Below are 19,686 nucleotides of genomic sequence, written 5' to 3' on the forward strand. Positions count from 1 at the left end.
TTTTATGTTAGAATAGCGAAAAAAATCTGTAGGATAGATATGGGAAAAAATCTAATAATAGTTGAATCACCTGCAAAAGCAAGAACAATAAAAAATTTTCTTGGAAAAAATTATGAAGTAATTGCTTCAAAAGGTCATATTAGAGATCTTCCAAAAAGCAGTTTTGGAATTAAAATAGAAGAGGGAAAATTTGAACCCCAATATAGGGTAGATAAAGAGCACTCTGGGGTTGTAAAACAGATAAAAGATCTTGCAAAAAAGAGTGATACCATCTATATTGCAACAGATGAAGATAGAGAGGGTGAAGCAATAGGATTTCATATAGCTAAAGCTATTGGAAAAGAGCCTGAAAAGCTTCCAAGAATCGTATTTCATGAGATTACAAAAAATGCAATAAAAAAGGCTCTAGAAAATCCAAGATCAATAGATATGAATAGAGTCAATGCTCAACAAGCAAGGAGACTACTTGATAGAATTGTTGGATATAAATTAAGCCCTCTTTTATCAAATAAAATTCAAAGAGGACTTAGTGCTGGTAGGGTACAAAGTGCTGCATTAAAACTTGTTGTTGATAGAGAAAGAGAGATAAAAGCTTTTGTACCACAAGAGTATTGGAGTATTGAGGCAAAATTTAATGAAATTATAGATAGCATTTTAGTTGAATTTCAAGGTAAAAAAATAGAAAAACTATCTATAAAAGAGCAAAATGAGGCAAAAAATATTGTTGATACACTGAAAAATGAAACCTTCACTGTATCAAAAATAGAAAAAAAACAAAGAACTACAAAATCACCAGCTCCTTTTATGACATCAACACTGCAGCAAACTGCTTCTACTCAGCTAGGATTTTCTCCAAAAAAGACTATGATGATAGCCCAAAAACTTTATGAAGGTGTCCAAACTGATAAAGGAATTACAGGTGTAATAACATATATGAGAACAGATAGCCTAAATATAGCAAAAGAGGCAATTGAGGCTGCAAGAGAAAAGATAGAAAAAAGTTATGGGAAAGAGTATCTTCCAAAAAATGCAAAAATATATACAACTAAAGCAAAAGGGGCTCAAGAGGCTCATGAGGCTATTAGGCCAACTATGATTGATTTTACACCACAAATTGCTGCAAATTATTTAACACCTGATGAATTAAAACTTTACACCCTTATCTATAATAGATTTTTGGCTTCTCAGGCAAAAGATGCAATCTTTGAGACTCAAACTATCTATTTTTCTTCAAAAGATGGAGTATTTAAAGCAAATGGGAGAAGACTTGTTTTTGATGGTTTTTATAAAATTTTAGGCGGGGCTGAAAAAGAAAAACTTCTACCTGAGTTAGAAGTTGGAGAGAGTGTAAATCTATCTAAAATAGAAGCGATTCAACACTTTACAGAACCACCAGCAAGATATTCTGAAGCAAGTTTAATTAAAAAATTAGAATCTTTAGGTATCGGAAGACCATCAACTTATGCACCAACAATTGCACTTTTACAAGCAAGAGACTATATAAAAATAGAAAAAAAACAGCTTATTCCCACAGAAACAGCATTTAAAGTTATTGAAGTTTTAGAAAAGCATTTTCCAAATATAGTAGATAGTTCGTTTACTGCTAAAATGGAAGAGGAACTTGATGAAATTGCTCAAGCAAAAAAAGATTGGCAAAAAGTATTATGGGATTTTTATGAACCATTTATTAGTCAGATAGAAAAAGGGAAAAAAGAGATAAAAAGCCAAAAAATTGCAATTCCTGTTGGAAGAACTTGTCCTGAATGTGGAGCTGAACTTGTTAAAAGAAGCGGTAGATTTGGCGAATTTATAGCTTGTAGCGCCTTTCCAAAATGTAAATACACTGAACAGATAGAAAAAGAGGAAAAAGAAGAGAAAAAAGAGGAGACTTCTGAAGAGGTTTGCGAAAAATGTGGCTCACCAATGGTTGTAAAAAGAGGGCCTAGAGGCGAATTTTTAGCTTGTAGTGCTTATCCAAAATGTAAAAATACAAAACCCCTAAAGAAAAGCGAACCAAAAAAACTTGATGTAAAATGTCCAGAATGTGGAGGAGATATAGTTGAGAGATTTTCAAAAAGAGGTAAATTTTATGGATGTGCAAACTATCCAAAATGTACATTTGTATCAAAATATGAACCTGTAAATAAAAAATGTCCAGAGTGCAATTATCTAATGGCAAAAAGAACATATAGAAAAAAAGAGATTTATGAATGCATAAAGTGCAAATATAGAGAAGAGATATGAAAATAGGGATAATTTCAGATACCCATAATAGAGTAGATCTTACTAAAGAGGCTATAAATAAGTTAATAGAGTTTAATATCTCTTACTTAATACATGCTGGCGATATTGGAAAAGATGTTGCAAATTTTTTAGATAGTTTAGATATAAAAACTGTTGCAGTTTTAGGCAATACTGATACAAATATTCAAAAAGAGCATAAAAATTTAAATATACAAACTCAGCCATACTACTTTAAAATTAAAGATACCACATTTAAACTTATGCATCAGCCATATTTTCTAACTCCAGATAGTGATGTTATAATTTATGGACATTTACACAAATTTGAATGCAGTAAACAAAAAAGTTTATATATAAATCCTGGAGAGGTTTGTGCAAGAGAAAAACCAAAAATAGAGTGCGCATTATTATATTTAGATGGTTTTGAGGTAAATTATATACATAAAGATTTAGAAAAAGAGCTTTGGATTGAAAAAAAGGTTTGTTAATGAAAGTATATTTATGTGCTATAAGCAATATTTCAAGTGGTGTATGCGCTGAAGATTGTGCATTTTGTACACAAAGTACAAAATATAGAGCCGATATTCCAAGATATAAATATAAATCTATAGAAACTATTGTTCAAGAGGCAAAAAAGGCAAAAGTTGCCAAAGCGATAGGATTTTGTTTAGTAACAGCAGGACGCGGAATTGATGATAAGATACTTGATTTTGTTTGCAAAGCTGCGACAGCTGTTAAAAAAGAGGTGCCAGATATATCTTTGATAGGATGTAACGGGACTGCTGAGATTTGGCAATTAAAAGAGTTAAAAAAGTGTGGTATTGAAAATTATAACCATAACCTTGAGAGCTCAAAAAGCTTTTATAAAAATATATGCTCAACTCATACTTGGGAAGAGAGATATCAAACATGTCTTAATGCAAAAGAGGCTGGACTAAATCTTTGTACAGGTGGTATTTTTGGGCTTGGTGAGAGCAAAGAGCAGCAAATTGAATTATTAAATGAGATAGCATCACTAAAACCTATGAGTGTTCCAATAAATTTTTTTCATCCAAATCCTGCACTTCCACTTCCTCAAAAGATTATGGATAAAAATGATGCATTAGAAATTATAAAAAAAGCAAGAGAGGTATTAAAAGATGCTATGATTATGGTAGCAGGAGGAAGAGAACTTGTATTTGGTGATGATTGGCCAAAAATTTTTGAAGCTGGAGCAAACTCTATAGTAGTTGGAGATTATCTAACAACAAAAGGAAATGAGCCTTCAAAAGATATAAAAACATTAGAAAAATTGGGATATGAAATAGCAAAAAGTTGTCATGAATAATGAAATTTTAATAATTATAACTCTATCTTTACTTATTTTTGTTACCCCTTTTATGTCAAAGCTTTTAAAAGCTCCTACAAGTGTTTTAGAAATAATACTAGGTTCTTTAGCTGGTACAATTGGACTTTTACATCATATAAAACTTTTTGAAATTGTTGCGGAGTTTGGTTTTTTGTACCTTATGTTTCTTGCAGGTCTTGAAGTTGATCTAAAAAAAATTTTTAAAGTTGATAAAAAAATATTAAAAAGAGGGCTTTTTTATACCGCCCTTTTATATATTTTCTCTTTTGTAATTGTAAAATATTTAAATTTAAGCAACATTTTTATTGTTATTTTTCCACTAATTTCAGTCGGACTTATAGCAGCTCTAAGAAAAGAGTATGGAAAAAATTTAAAGTGGTTAGATATCTCTATTACAATAGGCTCACTGGGAGAAGTTATTAGTATTGCTGTTTTAACTATAATTAGTGCGGGCTTTAAATTTGGCTATGGAATAGAGTTTTATGAAACTATTTTTTATCTTTTCCTATTTTTATTGATTATTCTTGGAGTTTTTAAACTTTTACAAATACTCTTTTGGTGGTATCCAGAACTCAAAACAACTCTTATGCCAAGAATTGATAAAGAGGAACAAGACATAAGACTTTCAATGGGAATTTTCTTCCTATTTTTAGCAATTATGCTATATTTAAAACTTGAAGTAGCTTTTGGAGCCTTTATTGCTGGTATTTTTATAGCAACTTTTTTTGAACATAAAAAAGCCCTGCCTCATAAATTATCCTCTTTTGGTTTTGGATTTTTTGTTCCTATATTTTTTATATATACTGGAAGTTCATTTAAACTTGAAGCAATTTTCATGGAGGGACTTTTAGAAAAAGCAGCACAGATAACTTTTTTAATGATTTTAATAAGAGTATTAGCTTCATCTGTTTTTATTAAAATATTGAATTTAAAAGATTCAATCTTATTTGGACTCTCCCACTCTATGCCTTTAACTCTTCTTGTAGCAATTGCAACTTTGGCATTTCATGCAAAAAGTATAGACAGTTTTCACTATTTAGCTTTTATTTTAGCAAGTCTTTTTGAAGTAATAATAGTAATGTCGGCTATAAAAGTAATACAAAAAATAAAATAATAAATAGTCATTAGTAATTAGACAATAGACAATAGACATTAGTCATTAGACATTAGTCATTGGGAATTAGTTTTTCTTCAAACTTATAATTTTCTCCACTATTCTGCTATCCCGTTTCTCCGCTTTACAGCTTCACTGCTTCACATGATCACTGTTTATCACCTATCCCGCTATTCCACTATACCCCTATTCCACTATCCTATTTCACTGCTTTTTACTACTTACTAACAAATTCTATTTCAATTTTATCTTTTTCTTTTTTTATTTTATATTTTACTTTTCTTTTTAATTTGATAGCAACTCTATAATAGTTTTTATGAGAACCTAAAATAATATTTTCTACAATTTTATTATCTAAATTTTCTATTTTTTTTGTCGGAAAAGATCTTTTTGCTTTAAAATCTAAAACAATTTTTTCTGGATTTGAAATAGAAAATATTTTTTTAATTTTATCATTTGTTAAAAACACAATATAATTATCGCTTAACTCAATACTTATCCATTTAAAAGGTTTTATTTTAGGAATCTCTACTTTTGCAATTGCAAACTCTTTTTCACTACTAATTTTTTTAGATTTAGTTACTTTCACAGGCTTTGTATTAGTTACTGGTTCAAAAGGATTTTCTCTTGCATATAAAGAAAGAAGCAAAAAAATAATTATAAAATATTTCATTCAGGCTCCAACTGCTTTAGTTCAAAATACTCTTTTTGAAGTTTTGCATTTTCCTCTTTTAATCTTTGAACTTCTCTTTTTAGCGCCTCTTTTTTATTTTGCAGTTCAAAAAGAACCTCAACAGAGTTTTTTCCAAAAAGAAGATTGCCAATATAAACACCTAAAAGTATTATCAGCATTAAAGCTGATAACACTTTTAAAATATCAAAAAATATCTCTTTTTGATTTTTTTTAAAATTAACTAAATCATCAACTAATCTCATAATGTTTATCTAAAAAGCTCTTTACCTATATATTCTGGATATAAAAGATCTCTTTCAATTTCAAGTAGTCTATTATATTTTGCTGTTCTCTCACCACGTGCCGGGGCACCTGTTTTAATCTGAGCAGTATTTAAAGCAACTGCAAAATCAGCTATAAAAGCATCTTCGCTTTCACCACTTCTATGACTCATTACACAGTTATAACTATTTCTTTGAGCAAGTCTAACTGTTTGCATAGTTTCAGTAACAGTTCCGATTTGATTTGGCTTTATAAGTATTGCATTTGCAATATTTTTTTCAATACCTTCTGCTAATATTTTCTTATTTGTAACAAAAAGATCATCACCAACAAGCTGTATTTTACTCCCAAGTTTTTGAGTTAATATTTTCCAACCTTCCCAATCATCTTCAGCCATACCATCTTCTATAGATACAATAGGAAATTTATTTACTAAATCTTCATAAAACTCTGCAAGCTCTTCGCTACTTAAGATTTTTTTATCGCCTTTTAACTCATATTTCCCATCATTATAAAATTCACTACTTGCTGCATCAAGTGCTATTACAATCTCTTCTCCTGGTTTATAGCCAGCTTTTTCAATAGCTTTTAAAATATATTCTATTGGCTCAGAATTGTTTTTAAAATTTGGTGCAAAACCTCCTTCATCACCTAAAGCTGTAGGATGACCATCATTTGCAAGAAGTTTTTTTAATGTATGATATATTTCACTGCTTGCTCTAAGAGCCTCTTTAAAATCATCAAATCCAGTAGGCATAATCATATATTCTTGAAGATCAACATCGTTATCTGCATGAGCTCCACCATTTATGATATTTAACATAGGTGTTGGAAGGATAACACCATTTGAACCTCCAAGATATCTATATAATGGAAGGTGAAGGCTTGTTGCTGCAGCTCTTGCAACAGCCATTGAAACTCCCAATACTGCATTTGCACCAAGTTTAGAGTAGTTATCAGTTCCGTCTAGCTCTTTTAAAATAGCATCTATTTCAGCTTGATTATATGGATTTAGCCCAACAAGCTCATCTGCAATATCAACATCAACATGCTCACAAGCTTTTAAAACACCTTTTCCGTTAAATCTTTCATCATTATCTCTAAGTTCTAATGCTTCTCTTTTTCCTGTACTTGCACCACTTGGCACAATAGCACTTGACATAGTCCCATCACTTAATACAACTGTTGCTTTTACTGTTGGATTTCCTCTACTATCTAAAACTTCTTGAGCAAAAATATTATCTATATATACCATCAATTCTCCTTTTTAAATTTTAACATTGGACATTAATTATTGGTGTATTGACATAATTTAGATACGAAGCTTTTCCTAATATACCAATAACCAATAACTAAGAACTAAGAACTAAGAACCAATCTATTCTTCTATCTCATTTTCAGGAACCATCATCAAACTATCATTGATTCCCATAGCTTTTTTGATTTCACTTTCTATCTCTTTTGAAATTTCTGGATGCTCTTTTAAGTAAGCTTTTACATTTTCTCTTCCCTGGCCAAGTTTAATATCTTTATAACTAAACCAGCTTCCACTTTTATCTATAATATCAAGTTTAACTCCATAATCTACAATTTCACCCTCTTTTGAGATACCCTCTCCAAACATAATATCAAATTCGGCTTGTCTAAATGGTGGAGCAACTTTGTTTTTTACAACTTTTGCTCTAACTCTATTTCCTATCTGATTTTCGCCCTGTTTTAATGTAGCTATTCTTCTTACATCTATTCTAACAGATGCATAAAATTTCAATGCATTACCACCTGTTGTAGTTTCTGGTGTTCCATATCCCATGGCGCCTATTTTCATACGAATCTGATTGATAAAAATAACCGTAGTATTCATTTTATGAAGAACACCTGTTAATTTTCTTAAAGCCTGGCTCATAAGTCTTGCTTGAAGACCCATATGGGAATCACCCATTTCACCTTCAATTTCTGCTTTTGGAGTTAATGCTGCAACTGAGTCTATAACAATCACATCAACAGCACCGCTTCTTGCTATAGTTTCAACAATATCCAAAGCTTGCTCTCCAAAATCTGGCTGAGAAACAAGTAGATTTTCAACATCTACACCAAGATTTTTTGCATAAAGCACATCTAAAGCATGTTCAGCATCTATAAAAGCGCATACTCCACCATCTTTTTGCGCTTCAGCAATGATTTGTAAAGCCAAAGTTGTTTTACCTGAACTCTCAGGCCCATAAATCTCTATGATTCTTCCTTTTGGAACTCCCCCGATTCCAAGGGCCAGGTCAAGTCCAAGTGAACCTGTACTAATTGATGCAATTGGTTCAATCTCTTTTTCTCCAAGTTTTACCAATGCACCTTTACCAAAGGCTTTATCAATCTGTTTAATTGCAAGTTCTAATGCTTTTTGTTTATTTGGATCCATTTAATACCTCTTTTAATTTTTTTTATATTTTAGCTTTTTTTAAGTAAAATATCCATAAAAAATTAAAGGTTGTTAATGTCAGTATATACTGTTGCTCACTCACCTGATGCAGATGATATTTTTATGTATTATGCTATCAAATTTGGATGGATTAGCTCAAAAAATATAAAATTTGAAAATATAGCCCTTGATATTGAAACTTTAAATGAAAAGGCATTAGAAAACTTTTATGATATTACTGCAATAAGTTTCGCTTTATATCCGTATATAAAAGATGAGTATGCACTTTTGAGAACTGCAGTTAGTTTTGGCGAAGGTTATGGACCAAAACTCATAAAAAAAAGAGGGAAAAAATTAAAAAAAGATTTCAAAGTTGCACTAAGCGGGAAATATACTACCAATGCTATGCTATTTAGGATAGCATATCCTGATGCAAAGCCAATATATATGAATTTTTTAGATATAGAAAAAGCTGTAGTTGATGGAATTGTTGATGCGGGTGTTTTGATACATGAATCGATTTTAGATTTTGATAGCTCTTTAGAGGTTGAAAAAGAGATTTGGGATATATGGCTAGAGCTTGCTAAAGAAGAGCTTCCTCTGCCTCTTGGCGGAATGGCACTTAGAAGGTCGCTTCCTTTAAATAAAGCAATTGAAAGTGAACAGATGTTAATAGATGCAGTAAAAATTGCAAATTCTCATAAAAAACTTCTTTCACAAATGCTTCTTGAGAGAAATCTCGTTAGAATAGATGATAAAAAATTGGATATCTATCTTAACCTTTATGCAAATGAAAATTCAGCTATTTTAAATGAAATACAATTAAAAGCTATAAATAGACTTTTTGAGATAGGTTTTAATAGCGGATTTTACAATTGCCCTATAGATGTAAATGATTATTTGATTCCAAAAGAGTATGAAAAACTAAGGTATAGCTAAATATGAAAAAAATAATAGATTTTAAAAAATACTCTTCTATAAAAATTGGTCCAAAAATTGAAGTAGAAATAATTGAAGAAATTGATAAAAAATATGAACAATATTTTCTTATTGGAAAAGCTAACAATATTTTAATATCAAACACTCCTCCAAAATTAGCAACCCTTTCAAAAAAATTTGATTATATAAAAATAGTTAATGATGAATTAATCATAGGCGCAGCAACTCCAACTGGAAAAGTTGTATCTTTTTGCAAAAAGCACAATATTGGAGGTTTTGAGTTTTTGAGCCATCTTCCAGGCTCAATTGGTGGAGCAATAAAGATGAATGCTGGTGTAAAAGAGTATGAGATTAAAAATATTTTAAAATGGGTAAGAACATATAAAGGAAAAATAGAAAAAGAAAATATAAATATGCAATATAGAAAAACAGACATCAAAAATATCATATATGAAGCTGGCTTTAAAATGGAAAATAGATTTAATGAAGAGCTTAGAAAAAAATTAATAAATTTGCGCAAAAATCAGCCAAAAGAGCCAAGTGCTGGAAGTATCTTTAAAAATCCTAAAGAAAATTTTGCTGGGAGATTGATTGAAGAGGTTGGACTAAAAGGAAAAAGAGTTGGAAATATGGCAATTAGCAATATTCATGCAAATTTTTTGGTAAATCTTGGAAATGGAACATTTGAAGAGGCAATGGAACTAATTAATATGGCAAAAGAGAAAGTTTTACAAAAGTATGGAATTAAACTGGAAGAAGAAATTATTATCATTTAGGGGCAAAGCCCCTAATATTAAGCTTGTGCTGCTTTTTTTGCAGCTTCAAGTGCCTCTTCGTAATTTGGCTCTTCAGTAATTTCTGGTACAAGTTGCTTATAAACAACTGTTCCATCTTTATCAATTATAAAAATTGCTCTAGCTAAGATTCCTTTTAATGGTCCTTCCGCTATTACAACCCCATATTTTTCGCCAAAATCTCTATTTCTATAATCACTTGCAACTGTTAAGTTTTCAACACCTTCAGTTGAGCAAAATCTTTTACTTGCAAATGGAAGGTCCATTGATACAACAGTTACATCTACTCCCTCTATGTTAGCAGCTTGCTCGTTAAATTTTCTTGTTTCAGTTGCACAAACTGGAGTATCAAGAGATGGAACAACAACAATCATTTGAACTTTTCCTTGTGCTCCACCAACTTTTTTCTCTTGTAAGTCAGTTGTAACAACTGTAGCCTCAGGAGCTTTATCTCCAACATTTATTTCATTTCCCTCTAACTTTACTGGATTACCTTTTAATGTAACAGTAGCCATTTTTTTCTCCTTATTTTTGATTAATTTAAAGTTTGTAACAAAATTATAACTAAATCGGATAAAATTTGTCTTAATTAATTTTATTGATTCTTTTATAAGTTTTTCTTAAAAAATTGTGCTTCTTGGATTTGCTTTTAAGGCTAGAGGATCACTAAATTTATTTAGTTTATATGCCTCAATAGCTGCTCTCCCTATCATTGCTGCATTATCACTGCAAAATTTCAAATCGGCAAACTCTATATTAATTTTTCTTTTTTTACACTCATTTTCAAAAGCTTTTCTTAAAGCAAGATTTGCACTTGCCCCTCCTACTATTGCAAAATCTTTTGGTTTGAATATATCAAACACTCTTTTTGTTTTTTGTAAAAGATGAGAAATTGCTGCTTTTTGAAAAGATGCTGCAATATCATATTTGTCCTGCTCACTTAAAGTTTTTAACTCCTCTATTTTCAGTCTTACAGCATTTTTAAGTCCAGAAAAGCTAAATGCTATTTTAGAAGAGTTTTTTAGTGGTATTGGAAAATCAAATCTATTAGAATCACCTTTTTTTGCATATTCTTCTATAATTGGTCCTCCTGGATAGCCAAGATTTAACATTTTTGCAACTTTATCAAAACTCTCACCAAAACTATCATCTAATGTTTTTGCTTCAACTCTAACAATCTCATAATCTTCTACTTCCAAAATCATTGTATGACCGCCAGAGACCAAAAGAACTGTTTTTGGCAAAACAGCCTCTTTTTCTATAAATAGTGAATATATATGGCCAATAAGATGGTTTATTCCAATTAAAGGAAGATTCAAAGATAGACTCAAAGCTTTAGCCATCATAACGCCTTCCATAAGTGTTACAGAAAGTCCAGGCTCATTAGTTACAGCAATTGCTTTTAATTTTGGGAAAAACTCTTTTGTCTCTTCTAAAATCTTAGGAAGAGCAACGGCATGAAGACGGCTTGCAAGCTCTGGAACTACTCCTCCATAAATAGAGTGTTCTCTCTCTTGAGATATCTTTTTATGAAAAATAAGCTTTTTACTCTCAATTTCAGTTATAGCAATAGAACTATCATCACAACTACTCTCTATGCTTAGAATCATTCTCTTTTCCTTCCTCAATCAAAGCATCAACTACTTCATCTTTTTTTTCTATATCTTTTGGCAACTCTTTTAAATCCCCTTTTAACACTCCTAAGAGTCTTTGTTCTTGCTCAGGAGATAGTTTGCCCTCAGCAATTGTATCTATTATCTTATTTGCAATTGCAACCTTTGCTTCATTCTCTTTCATTCTAAAATATTTTTCTAAATTATCATGATAGGCAATAATTTTGTCTTTTCTTTTTTTGTAAAAATATAAAACAGTTAAAATTGCCAAAATGATTAAAATAAGTCCAATTAATGAAAAAACTAAAAATTCTTTTTTAACCTCTATCTCTTTTTGAGCTAAAAGTTTTTGATTTTCTAATTCAATTTTCTGTCTTTCTTTTTGCAATTCAAGCTCTTTTAGTTTTAACTCTTTTTGGATTTTTTGAATTTCCAACTCTTTTTGTGCTTTTATTTTTGCAATCTCAATCTCTTTTTGAGCTTCGGTTTGCCCACTTTTTAGTGAAAGCTCTTCGAGTCTTTTTCTCATTTTTAAAAGAGCTAACTCCTTTTCTTTATCAGCTTTTGCTCTTGCTTGAGCTATTTTTTCATCAAGTTTTGCCTTTTTCTCTTGTAAATAGTTACTTTTATTTTCTAACTTTGTATCTTTTTGCTCACATCCAACAAATAAAAGAAGAAAAATAAGCAATAAAACTCTAAACATAAATTAAATCCTTTTTGATAATATAAACTATCTTAGACAATATGAAATTATACCTTATGGAGAAAATATTGAAAAAAACACTATTTATTGCCCATAGAGGAATTTTTGATAATAGAAAAATTCCAGAAAATAGTATTTTCTCTATAAAAAAGCTATCGATTTAGGATATAGCGTTGAATTTGATGTAAGACTAACAAAAGATGAAAGAATTGTTGTTTTTCATGATAAATCTTTAAAAAGAGTATGCAATAAAAATAAAATTATTGAATTTACAAAATATAGTGATTTAAAAAAATTTAATCTTTTTAATACCAATGAAAAGATACCTCTTTTAAAAGATATTATAAAACTAAAAAATAGAAAAACTTTTATGTTTATAGAGATAAAAGAGAAAAAAAGAAGCTTTTTATATCTTCTTAGAAAAATTATAAATCATAAAAACAAAATTTTTCTTATTTCAAAAAATAATATTATTAAATATGTAAAATTTAATAAAAAAGGCTATATATTTGGTGAAGAAAAACTATTGAATATAATTAAATTAAAAAAAGAGATAAGAAAAATTAACCCAGATTTTTTAATAGTTCATAAATCAAAAATTATCAAAATAAAAAAGATTTTTAAAAATCAATATCCATTAATAATTTGGACAGTTAAAAATCAAAAAGAGTTAAAAAAATATGAACTTTTTTATGATTTTGTTATATTTGAAGATTTATTAAATCAAAGATTTAGCAAAACTTCTAACCTCTTTATCAATTATAAAAATATCATCAATTGATGAGGCTTTTACATTTTCAAAAGCATAAATAGAATCTAGTATAATCTCACTAATTTTTAAAAAGTTTATCTTTGAATTTATAAATGCTTCGACTGCTACCTCATTTGCAGCATTTATAACAACACCAAGATCGCTTTTTTGTAAAAGAAGATCTTTTATCTCCCATATAGGATATCTTAAACTATCAATTTTTCTAAATTCAAGATTTTTAACAAGTGTAAAATCTATATTTTTTACAATATTTTTTTCAACTTTTTTCAAAATTGCATAAGCAATAGGTAGCCTCATATCTGCAACTGCAGCATGCATTAAAGAGCCTCCATCAACAAAATCCACTATTGCATGAACAATCGATTTTGTCTCAATAATCGCATCAAGATTTTTTGTATCAAAAAGCCATTTAGCCTCAATAAGTTCAAATAGTTTATTGACCATAGTTGCACTATCTATTGTTATTTTTTTACCCATAGACCAGTTTGGATGTTTTAGAGCATCTTCAAGTTTCGCATCTTTTAATCTATCAATTGGCCAATCTCTAAATGCTCCTCCACTTGCAGTAATTATTAGGCGTGAAGCTGTAAAACTGTGAAGCTGTGAAGAGTTTAATATATACCAAAGAGCAAAATGCTCACTATCAATTGGGGTTATCTTTTTTGTGTCGATAAATTTTCCAGCAACTACTAATGACTCTTTATTTGCTAAAGCCACCTCTTTATTTAACTCAATCGCTTTTAATGTAGGCTTTAGCCCTAAAAAACCAACAAGAGCATTAACTATCAATTTTGATTCACAAAGTTCAAGTGCTTCTAAAATTCCCTCTTCTCCCCATAAAACTTTTTTGTGCTTTATCTTATCTTTATGCTCTTTTTTACCGACAACTACTATTTTTGGATTAAATTCATCAATCTGCTTTTGCAATAGCTCTATATTGTTTCCTGCAACTAGAACCTCAGGATAGATATCAAACTCTCTTGCAATATTTAGTGTATTAACACCAATTGAGCCAGTTGAGCCAAGAACCGCTATACTTTTCAATTTATAAAAGACCTCTTAATAAAATTACCATAGCTGGAGCTGCAAAAAGATATCCATCAACTCTATCTAAGATCCCACCATGACCTGGCAAAATATTTCCACTATCTTTAACATTTACTCTTCTTTTAAGATAGCTTTCAAAAAGATCTCCAAAAATTGAAGCGATTGAAACCAATAAAGAAATAATAATCGCATATGGCAAATCTACCAAAATAAGAGCATAAAAACTTCCCAAAAAGGTCGCTAAAGCCACTCCTCCGACTGCACCCTCTAAAGTTTTATTTGGTGAGGTTTTGCTAAATTGAGTTTTACCTATCAATTTTCCAATAAAAAATGCTCCAATATCTGTTGATGCAACAACAATCAACAGCCAAATAAGAGAATCCATTCCAAAATCGTGATAAAGCGCTAAAAGAAATAAAAATGATGAGGTTGGATATAAAAATGGCAAAAAATTTCTTAAATCATAATCTTTATGATATGCCAAAAATGAAGCAAAAATAATTGCTATAACAAAAAATAGATCATCTGGATTTGGATAAAAATAGGCAACTATCCATATCATTAATGCCCAAAAGAAAAGATTGTTGTGACTATCCATCTTTAAAAGTTTCAGTGTCTCATAAAAAGCGAACATAAAAATTACACCAAAAAAGAGCCATGTTAAAAAATAGTTATCTATAAGCCCAACAGCTAAAACAACTGCAAGTAAAATGGTTCCAGTTATAAATCTTTGAGAGTTTTCTTTTACTAAATTAAACATTATTAGCCTTTTATACTATTGTCTATAGACTTTTATCTGTTGTCTAATAAAATTATACCTTCCTCACCTTTATAGTTTTATAATTTACATAATTCACATGAGCATTTTCTATAATTTTTACATTTCTTCTTTGTGTAAAATCTACTAAATAATCACCCTTTTGCTCTACGCTAAAATCAACACACAATTTTGCAGCCTCTTGTAAAATATTTTGAGGAATGTTTTGCTTATTTGTTTTTATAATAATATGAGCCGAAGGAATATCTTTTAAATGCATCCAGATATCGCTTGCTTTTGCTTTTTTTAAAATTTCAATATTTCCTTTTTCATTTTTGCCTATATATATCTCAAAACCTTCAATTATAAACTTTTCATAATTTTTAAATTTAACCTTTTTACTTTTTTGGCTCTCTTTTTTAGGAAATAAAATCTCAATCTCTTCTATATTTTTTGCATTTTCTATTCTATTTTTCATTCTTTCTAAAAAGAGTATTTTTGAATGTAAATTTTCTCTTTCTATATGAATATTTTTTGCTTTTTGTCTAAATTTTCTAGCTTTATTAAAAAAAATATCTGCAATCTGAGAGGTGCTTTTTATATTTGGTGGAATTTGTATAGTTATATCTTTTCCTTCAAAATCTTTAAGTTTTATCTCTTTATCATAGGGTTTTATATTATGAAGATTGGCTAAAATTAGATTTGCTTTCATCTCCTCTATTTGAGCTAAATTTTGAAGATCTTTTTCATTTTCAAGAGAATTTAACAAATTTTTTAGTTTTTCAATCTGTTTATTTATAGTATAAATTTTTACTGATTTTAAAGAGTCTAATTTTTTTTGTAAACTATTTTGAAAAACTTCATAAAGATACTTCTCTATATTTTCTATTTTTTTATCCTCATTTGAAATTTTTTTAAGAGGTGGCAGTGGAAGAAGTTTTTTGCCAGGTTTAACTTCTCTAAATGAAGTTGAAATATCTATATGTCTTAGAGCCTCTAATATATTTTCATTTTCATCTAAAATTATTGCGTTTGTATTTCTTCCAGTAAATTCAAGCTGCAATATGGTCTTTATCTCTTTATAAGAAGAGCTTGAGATAGTGGTAATTTTGATGATTTTATCATTATCTAAAATTGATATATCTTTAATTTTTGCTTTTTTAAATCTTTTTTGAAGAACAATATCAAAAGGGGCATTATATCTTTTTGTTTTTACAAAATCATCTCTTTTATAGATTTTTGAATCCCCTTTACTTAAATCAAAATATATTGGCTCTTCATCAAAAACTATTTTTATAACATTATCATCAACTCTTTCAATATCGCTGATTTTTTTAAATTTTTTCAAATATTCAACAATCTGCTTTAACTCATAATATTTCACATATAGCCTTTTTTAAAATATTAATCTCATTATTGTCTAATTTTGCAATCTTTTTTAAAACTCTTTTTTTGCTTACTGCTCTTATATGATAAGTTAATATATCGCTATCACTTTTTAATTCATCTCTTTTATCTATTTTTATCCTATATGGATAGGAATCTTTTATAATTTTAGTTGAAAGCGGAACTACTATAACTACATCAAGTTCAATATTTTGTAAATCATCGCTTATAATAATAGCTGGTCTAATTTTTCCAACTTCTTCACCTTTTTTAGGATTTAAATTTATTAAAACAATATCTCCTTTTTTATAATCCATCATCTACTACCTCATCCCATATATCCATATCTTTATCTATTTTTTTTATTTTTTTTAAAATATCAAGTTTTTTACTTTTTTCAATCTCTTCTATAATTTTTTTAAAATATTTTTCATATTTTTTTGGAATAAAAACACCTATCTCTTTATGGTCTCTTTTATCTATAACATCTAAAATCTCTTCACTTTTAAAAATTGATGGCTTTTTTTGTATCTCACTTATACTTATTTTAATCATAATAAACCTTCCATATAGATATTTTACTTATAAGTATATCATATTTTAAAAATATAAAATAGATGAATATGGTGAGTAAGTTGAGTGAGAAAGTGGGTGATAAGGCGGTAAGGAGGTAAAAGGAAAGAGGAGAAGCTGTGAAGTGAGCAAGGGCAAAGCGAAGCTTTAGGACAACAACTGCTTATTGTCCATGCCCAAAGCGAAAGCCTTGAGTATATGTGAGTCCTAAAATCAAGGATTTTAATGACGAATATACGAAAGGTTTGTTAACCTTGAATAAAATCAAATGAGCAAAGCGAATGAAAATTTTCGGTTAGTTTTTAGGCAGAAGGTTGAAGAAAGAAGGGAAAAAGAAAGCCAATTCTTAATTCCTAATGACCAATGACCAATGACTAATGTCCAATGTCTAACTCTACATTATGCTAAAATATCAAAAATTTTTCTAAAAGGAAAATAATGGGTCAGACTATAACTGAAAAAATTTTTAGCGAACATGTAGGAAGAGAAGTAAAAGCTGGAGAGATAGTAAGATGTGAAATAGATATGATTATAGGAAATGATATTACAACTCCTATATCTATCAAAGCATTTAGAGAAAGTGGCGCTAAAAGACTTGCAAAGCCAGATAATTTTGCAATTGTAATGGATCATTTTATCCCTGCAAAAGATATAGCTAGTGCAAATCAAGCAAAAATAAGCAGAGAGTTTGCATATGAGCATGATTTAAAATATTTTTTTGATGAAAAAGATATGGGAATTGAGCATGCACTTTTACCTGAAAAAGGACTTGTAGTTCCAGGAGATGTAATAATTGGAGCAGATTCTCACACTTGTACACATGGAGCATTAGGAGCATTTTCAACAGGAATGGGCTCAACTGACCTTGCCTTTGCTATGATTACAGGAACTAACTGGTTCAAAGTTCCAGAATCTATCAAAGTTATATTAAAAGGAAAACCTGGAGATTTTATATATGGAAAAGATATCATTTTAGAACTTATTAGAAGAATTGGAGTTGATGGAGCATTATATAAAGCTTTAGAATTTACTGGAGATAGTATAAAATATCTTAATATGGACGATAGATTTAGTCTATGCAACATGGCAATTGAAGCTGGCGCAAAAAATGGTATCATTGCAGTAGATGAGGTTATAAAAGAGTTTTTAGCTGATAAAAAGCTAAAACATGAGCCAAAATTTCACTACTCTGATGAAGATGCAAACTATATTCAAACAATTGAAATTGATGTAGAAAATCTTGAACCAGTTATAGCATTTCCACACCTTCCATCAAATGGAAGAGCTATAAGTGAAGCTGCTAAGATGGATCTAAAAGTTGATCAGGTATTTATTGGAAGCTGTACAAATGGAAGACTTAGCGATTTAAAAATTGCGGCTGAGATTTTAAAAGGAAAAAGAGTTGCTCGCCACACAAGATTGATAGTAACACCTGCAACTCAAAAAATTTTAAAAGAGGCAGAAAAACTTGGAATTATTGATACATTAATTGATGCAGGAGCAGTTGTAAGTAACCCTACATGTGGGGCTTGTCTTGGCGGATATATGGGGATATTAGCAGACAATGAAAGATGTGTTTCAACAACAAATAGAAACTTTGTTGGAAGGATGGGAGCAAGAACAAGTGAAATATATTTAGCAAACTCAGCAGTTGCCGCAGCAAGCGCAGTTGCAGGAAAGATTGCTGACCCAAGAGAGATAGCATAGTTGATTCTTTTTGATTTAAAAACATTAGGAAGCCTAACTATAGGCTTTCTTATTAAAAGAGAAAATCGCTTCTTAGCTACTGCAAAAGTTAATGAAAAAATTGTTAAAGTCCACATAGCAGATACTGGAAGATTAGAAGAGATACTAATTCCAAATAGAAAACTACTTTTACTAAAAAATAGAGATGGATTAAAAACTGATTTCACTCTTATTGCAGTAAAAATGCCAACTTCGAAGTCGGACTTCGAAGTTAAAAATGAGTGGGTTTTAATAAATACAAAGCTTCATTCAAAAATTGCAAAAAAAGCTATAGAAAATGGAGTTTTAGGTTTTATTCCCAACATAATAAAAAACGAAGTTAAATATAAAAATAGCCGATTGGATTTTTATATTAAAACTTCAAAGTTGGACTTCGAAGTTGAAGGGTTTGTGGAATTAAAAGGGTGCTCTTTAGTTGAAAATGGTATCTGTCTATTTCCAAATGCTCCAACAAAAAGAGGGGCTAAACATATAAAAGATTTAATTGATGCTGTAAAAAATGGATTTAAGGCATATATTTTAATTATGGCGGTTAGAAAATGTAGATGTTTTCAACCTCATCCAATAATAGATTTAGAATTTAAGAAATTTTTTCAAGAAGCATTAAAAAATAAGGTTATATTTAAAGGTTTTTTTATAAAGATAGATAATGATTTAAATATTATCTATGATGGAGAGTTAAAACTTTGCAGAGATTTTGATAAAATTTAAAAAATTCGCTAAAGGATAGAAAATAGTTTGCGTTATTTTTGCTGGTGGCAAAAGCAGCCGAATGGGAAAAGATAAATCTTTATTAGATTTTAAAGGGAAATCTTTAATAAAATATCAATATGATAGATTATTGCCAATTTTTGAAAAGGTTTATATCTCAACAAAAGAGGAAAAATTTGATTTTGATGCCCCGCTTATTATAGATAGTTCAAAAATTTATGCTCCCACACCAGTTTTTTTGGATATTTTTAAAATAGTAGATAAATTTTTTGCAATTAGTGTTGATGCTCCATTTATCGATGAAGATATTATAAATAGATTGATTAAAGCTGATAACGATAAGGTTGATGCTACTATTGCAAAGACAAATTATACTCATCCATTGATTGGAATATATCATAAATCTATACTTTCTTATATTCAACAGGCAATATCAAATAATAGTTATAAACTAAATAAAATTTTACAAGAGGCAAATACAAATTTTATTCAATTTGAAGATGAAGAAAAATTTCTCAATCTTAACTATCCACATGAATTTGAAAAAGCTTTGCAAAAATTATAAATTTTTTGT

General features: G+C 29.4%; 22 protein-coding genes. 10 read left to right on the top strand and 12 right to left on the bottom strand.

Annotated features, from left to right (window positions below; all coding sequences use genetic code 11):
- Positions 1–39 precede the first annotated feature (39 nt).
- The 4 genes from topA to QML81_RS02415 are packed head-to-tail and all read left to right on the top strand — an operon-like array spanning position 40 to position 4,706.
- Positions 40–2,244, top strand: a complete 2,205-nt coding sequence (topA, locus tag QML81_RS02400) for a type I DNA topoisomerase (RefSeq protein ID WP_281951599.1) — start codon at positions 40–42, stop codon at positions 2,242–2,244.
- Positions 2,241–2,732 (top strand): metallophosphoesterase family protein, encoded by a 492-nt coding sequence (locus QML81_RS02405; RefSeq protein WP_281951600.1) that lies wholly within the window; start codon positions 2,241–2,243, stop codon positions 2,730–2,732. The genes topA and QML81_RS02405 overlap by 4 nt, the downstream gene beginning before the upstream one ends.
- Positions 2,732–3,571 (top strand): biotin synthase, encoded by an 840-nt coding sequence (locus QML81_RS02410; RefSeq protein ID WP_281951601.1) that lies wholly within the window; start codon positions 2,732–2,734, stop codon positions 3,569–3,571. The genes QML81_RS02405 and QML81_RS02410 overlap by 1 nt, the downstream gene beginning before the upstream one ends.
- The gene (locus QML81_RS02415; protein WP_281951602.1) at positions 3,564–4,706 is read left to right on the top strand and encodes a cation:proton antiporter; all 1,143 of its coding nucleotides are present in this window, start codon (positions 3,564–3,566) and stop codon (positions 4,704–4,706) included. Before QML81_RS02410 ends, QML81_RS02415 begins: the two co-directional genes overlap by 8 nt.
- 217 nt (positions 4,707–4,923) lie before the next feature.
- Here the strand turns inward: QML81_RS02415 and QML81_RS02420 are convergent, their stop codons facing one another.
- The 4 genes from QML81_RS02420 to recA form a co-directional block, all read right to left on the bottom strand.
- Positions 4,924–5,379 (bottom strand): AMIN domain-containing protein, encoded by a 456-nt coding sequence (locus QML81_RS02420; protein ID WP_281951603.1) that lies wholly within the window; start codon positions 5,377–5,379, stop codon positions 4,924–4,926.
- Complete coding sequence (locus QML81_RS02425; RefSeq protein ID WP_281951604.1) at positions 5,376–5,642, bottom strand: FtsB family cell division protein; 267 nt, start codon at positions 5,640–5,642, stop codon at positions 5,376–5,378. The genes QML81_RS02420 and QML81_RS02425 overlap by 4 nt, the downstream gene beginning before the upstream one ends.
- Before the next feature lie 5 nt (positions 5,643–5,647).
- A complete protein-coding gene (eno, locus tag QML81_RS02430; RefSeq protein ID WP_281951605.1) occupies positions 5,648–6,916 on the bottom strand; it encodes a phosphopyruvate hydratase in 1,269 nt (422 codons plus the stop codon).
- 123 nt (positions 6,917–7,039) lie between these two features.
- Positions 7,040–8,071 carry a recombinase RecA gene (gene recA / locus QML81_RS02435; RefSeq protein WP_281951606.1) on the bottom strand — a complete coding sequence of 344 codons (1,032 nt, stop codon included), beginning with the start codon at positions 8,069–8,071 and terminating at the stop codon, positions 7,040–7,042.
- Positions 8,072–8,146: 75 nt separating this feature from the next.
- On the opposite strand from recA, the gene QML81_RS02440 reads away from it, so the two are divergent.
- Both QML81_RS02440 and QML81_RS02445 read left to right on the top strand, forming a co-directional pair.
- Positions 8,147–9,010 carry a menaquinone biosynthesis family protein gene (locus QML81_RS02440; RefSeq protein ID WP_281951607.1) on the top strand — a complete coding sequence of 288 codons (864 nt, stop codon included), beginning with the start codon at positions 8,147–8,149 and terminating at the stop codon, positions 9,008–9,010.
- Between the two features lie 2 nt (positions 9,011–9,012).
- Positions 9,013–9,786: a UDP-N-acetylmuramate dehydrogenase gene (locus QML81_RS02445; protein WP_281951608.1), complete on the top strand. Its 774-nt coding sequence runs from the start codon at positions 9,013–9,015 to the stop codon at positions 9,784–9,786.
- Between the two features lie 17 nt (positions 9,787–9,803).
- Here the strand turns inward: QML81_RS02445 and tpx are convergent, their stop codons facing one another.
- From tpx to QML81_RS02460, 3 genes are all read right to left on the bottom strand, one after another.
- Entirely contained in the window at positions 9,804–10,319 is a 516-nt protein-coding gene (tpx, locus tag QML81_RS02450) for a thiol peroxidase (protein ID WP_281951609.1), read from the bottom strand.
- A 105-nt stretch (positions 10,320–10,424) separates the two neighbouring features.
- Positions 10,425–11,414 carry a tRNA (adenosine(37)-N6)-threonylcarbamoyltransferase complex transferase subunit TsaD gene (tsaD, locus tag QML81_RS02455; RefSeq protein ID WP_281951610.1) on the bottom strand — a complete coding sequence of 330 codons (990 nt, stop codon included), beginning with the start codon at positions 11,412–11,414 and terminating at the stop codon, positions 10,425–10,427.
- Positions 11,392–12,120 carry a hypothetical protein gene (locus QML81_RS02460; RefSeq protein WP_281951611.1) on the bottom strand — a complete coding sequence of 243 codons (729 nt, stop codon included), beginning with the start codon at positions 12,118–12,120 and terminating at the stop codon, positions 11,392–11,394. Before QML81_RS02460 ends, tsaD begins: the two co-directional genes overlap by 23 nt.
- 154 nt (positions 12,121–12,274) lie before the next feature.
- Here QML81_RS02460 and QML81_RS02465 point away from each other — a divergent pair, with 154 nt between their 5' ends.
- On the top strand, positions 12,275–12,901 hold the full coding sequence (locus QML81_RS02465) for a glycerophosphodiester phosphodiesterase family protein (protein ID WP_281952030.1): 627 nt from the start codon (positions 12,275–12,277) through the stop codon (positions 12,899–12,901).
- On the opposite strand, the gene dxr is transcribed toward QML81_RS02465, so the two are convergent.
- The 5 genes from dxr to QML81_RS02490 are packed head-to-tail and all read right to left on the bottom strand — an operon-like array spanning position 12,839 to position 16,637.
- Positions 12,839–13,927, bottom strand: a complete 1,089-nt coding sequence (gene dxr, locus QML81_RS02470; RefSeq protein ID WP_345741155.1) for a 1-deoxy-D-xylulose-5-phosphate reductoisomerase — start codon at positions 13,925–13,927, stop codon at positions 12,839–12,841. The genes QML81_RS02465 and dxr overlap by 63 nt on opposite strands.
- A 10-nt stretch (positions 13,928–13,937) precedes the next feature.
- Entirely contained in the window at positions 13,938–14,699 is a 762-nt protein-coding gene (locus QML81_RS02475) for a phosphatidate cytidylyltransferase (protein ID WP_281951613.1), read from the bottom strand.
- Positions 14,700–14,751: 52 nt separating this feature from the next.
- Positions 14,752–16,080, bottom strand: coding sequence for an NFACT RNA binding domain-containing protein (locus QML81_RS02480; protein WP_281951614.1), 1,329 nt, complete (start codon positions 16,078–16,080; stop codon positions 14,752–14,754).
- Entirely contained in the window at positions 16,067–16,402 is a 336-nt protein-coding gene (locus QML81_RS02485; protein ID WP_281951615.1) for a type II toxin-antitoxin system PemK/MazF family toxin, read from the bottom strand. Before QML81_RS02485 ends, QML81_RS02480 begins: the two co-directional genes overlap by 14 nt.
- Positions 16,389–16,637, bottom strand: coding sequence for a hypothetical protein (locus tag QML81_RS02490; protein WP_281951616.1), 249 nt, complete (start codon positions 16,635–16,637; stop codon positions 16,389–16,391). The genes QML81_RS02485 and QML81_RS02490 overlap by 14 nt, the downstream gene beginning before the upstream one ends.
- 456 nt (positions 16,638–17,093) lie before the next feature.
- Here QML81_RS02490 and leuC point away from each other — a divergent pair, with 456 nt between their 5' ends.
- Genes leuC through mobA form a run of 3 tightly spaced genes read left to right on the top strand, consistent with a single transcriptional unit; the run spans position 17,094 to position 19,677 of the window.
- Positions 17,094–18,362 carry a 3-isopropylmalate dehydratase large subunit gene (gene leuC, locus QML81_RS02495; RefSeq protein ID WP_281951617.1) on the top strand — a complete coding sequence of 423 codons (1,269 nt, stop codon included), beginning with the start codon at positions 17,094–17,096 and terminating at the stop codon, positions 18,360–18,362.
- On the top strand, positions 18,363–19,112 hold the full coding sequence (gene sfsA, locus QML81_RS02500) for a DNA/RNA nuclease SfsA (protein ID WP_281951618.1): 750 nt from the start codon (positions 18,363–18,365) through the stop codon (positions 19,110–19,112).
- A gap of 34 nt (positions 19,113–19,146) precedes the next feature.
- Positions 19,147–19,677 (top strand): molybdenum cofactor guanylyltransferase MobA, encoded by a 531-nt coding sequence (mobA, locus tag QML81_RS02505; protein ID WP_281952031.1) that lies wholly within the window; start codon positions 19,147–19,149, stop codon positions 19,675–19,677.
- Positions 19,678–19,686 lie beyond the last annotated feature (9 nt).

The sequence above is a fragment of the Nitrosophilus kaiyonis genome (genome assembly GCF_027943725.1).
Lineage (GTDB): Bacteria > Campylobacterota > Campylobacteria > Campylobacterales > Nitratiruptoraceae > Nitrosophilus_A > Nitrosophilus_A kaiyonis.

Coding starts and splice junctions, on each gene's coding strand:
- QML81_RS02425 (WP_281951604.1), bottom strand. CDS start 5,642: ATGAGATTAGTTGATGATTTAGTTAATTTTAAAAAAAATCAAAAAGAG.
- QML81_RS02415 (WP_281951602.1), top strand. CDS start 3,564: ATGAATAATGAAATTTTAATAATTATAACTCTATCTTTACTTATTTTT.
- recA (WP_281951606.1), bottom strand. CDS start 8,071: ATGGATCCAAATAAACAAAAAGCATTAGAACTTGCAATTAAACAGATT.
- tpx (WP_281951609.1), bottom strand. CDS start 10,319: ATGGCTACTGTTACATTAAAAGGTAATCCAGTAAAGTTAGAGGGAAAT.
- QML81_RS02485 (WP_281951615.1), bottom strand. CDS start 16,402: ATGATGGATTATAAAAAAGGAGATATTGTTTTAATAAATTTAAATCCT.
- QML81_RS02420 (WP_281951603.1), bottom strand. CDS start 5,379: ATGAAATATTTTATAATTATTTTTTTGCTTCTTTCTTTATATGCAAGA.
- QML81_RS02445 (WP_281951608.1), top strand. CDS start 9,013: ATGAAAAAAATAATAGATTTTAAAAAATACTCTTCTATAAAAATTGGT.
- QML81_RS02475 (WP_281951613.1), bottom strand. CDS start 14,699: ATGTTTAATTTAGTAAAAGAAAACTCTCAAAGATTTATAACTGGAACC.
- QML81_RS02405 (WP_281951600.1), top strand. CDS start 2,241: ATGAAAATAGGGATAATTTCAGATACCCATAATAGAGTAGATCTTACT.
- QML81_RS02440 (WP_281951607.1), top strand. CDS start 8,147: ATGTCAGTATATACTGTTGCTCACTCACCTGATGCAGATGATATTTTT.
- QML81_RS02410 (WP_281951601.1), top strand. CDS start 2,732: ATGAAAGTATATTTATGTGCTATAAGCAATATTTCAAGTGGTGTATGC.
- eno (WP_281951605.1), bottom strand. CDS start 6,916: ATGGTATATATAGATAATATTTTTGCTCAAGAAGTTTTAGATAGTAGA.
- leuC (WP_281951617.1), top strand. CDS start 17,094: ATGGGTCAGACTATAACTGAAAAAATTTTTAGCGAACATGTAGGAAGA.
- topA (WP_281951599.1), top strand. CDS start 40: ATGGGAAAAAATCTAATAATAGTTGAATCACCTGCAAAAGCAAGAACA.
- tsaD (WP_281951610.1), bottom strand. CDS start 11,414: ATGATTCTAAGCATAGAGAGTAGTTGTGATGATAGTTCTATTGCTATA.
- QML81_RS02460 (WP_281951611.1), bottom strand. CDS start 12,120: ATGTTTAGAGTTTTATTGCTTATTTTTCTTCTTTTATTTGTTGGATGT.
- QML81_RS02490 (WP_281951616.1), bottom strand. CDS start 16,637: ATGATTAAAATAAGTATAAGTGAGATACAAAAAAAGCCATCAATTTTT.